Origin of the sequence: Streptosporangium sp. NPDC005286 (genome assembly GCF_040607515.1) — a bacterium.
GTDB lineage: Bacteria > Actinomycetota > Actinomycetes > Streptosporangiales > Streptosporangiaceae > Streptosporangium.
On the sequence record NZ_JBEXGU010000374.1, the window covers coordinates 1 to 2,621 of the forward strand.

The 2,621-nt window shown below is 66.1% G+C and carries 2 protein-coding genes; one reads left to right on the top strand and one right to left on the bottom strand.

Translation table 11 applies throughout. The features are described from left to right. Positions 1 to 381: 381 nt before the first annotated feature. Complete coding sequence (locus ABZU75_RS46170; protein WP_355569862.1) at positions 382 to 1,272, top strand: hypothetical protein; 891 nt, start codon at positions 382 to 384, stop codon at positions 1,270 to 1,272. A gap of 80 nt (positions 1,273 to 1,352) precedes the next feature. On the opposite strand, the gene ABZU75_RS46175 is transcribed toward ABZU75_RS46170, so the two are convergent. Next, entirely contained in the window at positions 1,353 to 2,495 is a 1,143-nt protein-coding gene (locus tag ABZU75_RS46175) for an IS30 family transposase (protein WP_355569865.1), read from the bottom strand. Positions 2,496 to 2,621 lie beyond the last annotated feature (126 nt).

The window sequence follows — 2,621 nt, forward strand, 5'->3', positions numbered from 1 at the left end:
GGCGAATTCCAGGGGTCGTCGCAACACGGTGATCAGCTGCTGGCAGGAGAAGCATAAGCGAGACGCTCGGTTGGAGTACCCCCGCCGAGCGCCGCTCGCCGTTTAGGAGCTTGAGCAGCAGGCGAACGGTCAGTGGTAGTAGCGAGTCTTCAAAGCTGGTGCTACCGCCACTGGCCGTTCCGGCGTGTGGTTGTGTCGGCCAGTAGCAGCAACGCTTGTTGACGCGTTCGAGCGGCACCGGTGACTTGAAAGATGTCGATGGGATTCGGGCCTGGCACAAACTCCGTGATGCTCTCGCGGAGAGCGGTGATTGGGTGCGTCTTCAAGGTATTGATCACCCGCATGGCGCTGACCAGGAGATCGTTAGGGACATACTTGGGTGTGCCTACTCTGGATACCCGCGTCGACGACTTTATGCAGGCGCCCGTGGCAGCGGCGATGTTCGTCCTTGCCGACCGTCTCGGGCTCAGTGTCGAGCGACTCGCTGAGCCGGCCACCGCGACCGTCTTGGCGAGCACCGCACAGCGCGACCTCAATCCGTGGACCGGGCAGGCGGCGGCGAACCGGGTCCGGGTTCTCGCGCTGGCTCAGCCACTGCGCGATCTAGTCACCGCAGTTGTCACCGATCCGCGTAACGCCTGGTGGTCAGCATCGCTGGACCGCCGCGCCCAGCTGCTCCTCACCGGCCAGGACGACCCACAGCGCGATCCCCTGGACCTGCAAACCCCGCAAGGGCCGAACGATGCCTGGGAGATATACGCGCAAAAGCCCTTGCGAAGCATCGTCACATCCACCGAACTGCCCGTGGCGCGCGATGAGCCGATCCGCTCCGGCGCGCACGCGGAGATATCGTCCGGCATCAGTGACTGGGCACCTGTTTACCCGGTGCGTCAGGTGCGCCTGAGCGTGTCTGCCACGGCCCGCGTCTACGAGGTCGACTCCGCTGCGGACTGGCACCGCCTCGTCCAGCGCTACGGGGATGCGGCGACCCATCCAGGCCTCGACGAGAGTCTCCGCGATGCCGCTGGCATCGACAACGGCCCGGCCCCCACCTGGAGCGCGGTGGCCGACAACTACGACGCGGTCCATCTCACCTTCGCCGGCTTGCTCACCGGCCTCTACGTGCCCCACACCACCGAGGAGTTCAGCACTACCTTGTGGGCTTGGAACTGGGAGAGCACCCACTGGCTGCGGTCAGTGTTCATCAGCGGCACACCACTCGATGAGCTCCCCCAGGCACCCGAAGGTCCCGACTATCACCGCCCGCTGTGAACTGCGGCCTGAAACCGGAGCCGCTGTTTTTGCTCAAGCCCCTCATCGGCAGTTGCCGAGGTGGTCGGAACAGAGCAGCTCTACTTGCTGGCGATGAGCAGCGTAGCGAGACGCTCGGCCGGGGTGTCCCAGTCGAGCGTTTTGCGTGGCCGGGCGTTGAGTTCAGCGGCGACGGTGTCAAGGTGTTCGCGGGTATGGACCGACAGGTCGATGCCCTTGGGAAAGTACTGGCGCAGCAGACCGTTCGTGTTCTCGTTGCTGCCGCGCTGCCACGGACTGGCCGGGTCACAGAAGTAGACGGGCATGCCGGTTGCCATGGAGAACTCGTTATGGGCACCCATCTCGCTGCCCTGGTCCCAGGTCAGCGAGCGCTTGAGATGGGTAGGCAGCGTGGCCATGGTCTCCACCAGGGCGTCACGCATGCGCTCGGCGCTGCGGTCGATGGGCAGGTGGACGAGCATCACGTAGCGCGTGGTGCGCTCGACCAGGGTGCCGATGGCCGAGCCGCTGTTCTTGCCGATGATGCAGTCGCCTTCCCAGTGGCCGGGAACGGCGCGGTCGTCGGCCTCGGCCGGCCGTTCGCTGATCATCACCATGGGTGTGCTGTAGCGGGGCTGGCGTTGCTGGGCCAGGCGGCGGGGCTTGCGTATCGCGCGGCCGGTGCGCAGCGCCCGGGCCAGCTCGCGGCGCAGCTCCCCGCGGCCCTGAACGTAGAGTGCCTGGTAGATGGTCTCGTGGCACACCTGCATCTCCGCCCGCTCGGGAAAGGCCCTGCGCAGGCTCTGGACGATCTGCTCCGGACTCCAGCGTTTGTGCAGGTGGTCCTGAATGTATGCCCGTAGCTCCGGGTTCTGTCCGATCTTGCTCGGCTTGGGGCGCGGCCGGCGCGCGTCGGCGCGGGCCTGGGCGGCGTGCGGCCGGTACTGGCCGTTGGTGGGATGACGGTTGCGGCGAACCTCCCGGCTGATGGTGGACGGCGCACGGCCAAGTTCGCGTGCGATCTCGCGGATCGAGACTTTCTCCCGTACCCGGTCGGCGATGTGGATGCGGTCTTCCTCGCGCAGGTAGCGGGACGGGCCGACCTGGGGCGCCACCTGTCCTCTGACGGGCGGCGCCCCTTTCTTGCCGGCGGTCGGGTTGTAGCCGTTCCGCCACCTTCTTCCCGTACGGGAGTTGATCCCAACGATCTGGCAGGCCGTGTTGTGGCTAAACCCTTGATCCATGAGTCGGAAGTATGCCTCCCGTTCCGTGGCCAACTTCTTGGGCCCCTGCGGGGTCCTGACCTTGCGGATCTCGAAGTCCATCGCACTCCCCGAGCTGGGGTGTTGCGACGACCACTAGAAGGGAAG

What these genes read in the sequence shown, in the direction of transcription:
- ABZU75_RS46175 (WP_355569865.1), bottom strand. Translation starts at nt 2,495, where the DNA reads ATGGATCAAGGGTTTAGCCACAACACGGCCTGCCAGATCGTTGGGATC.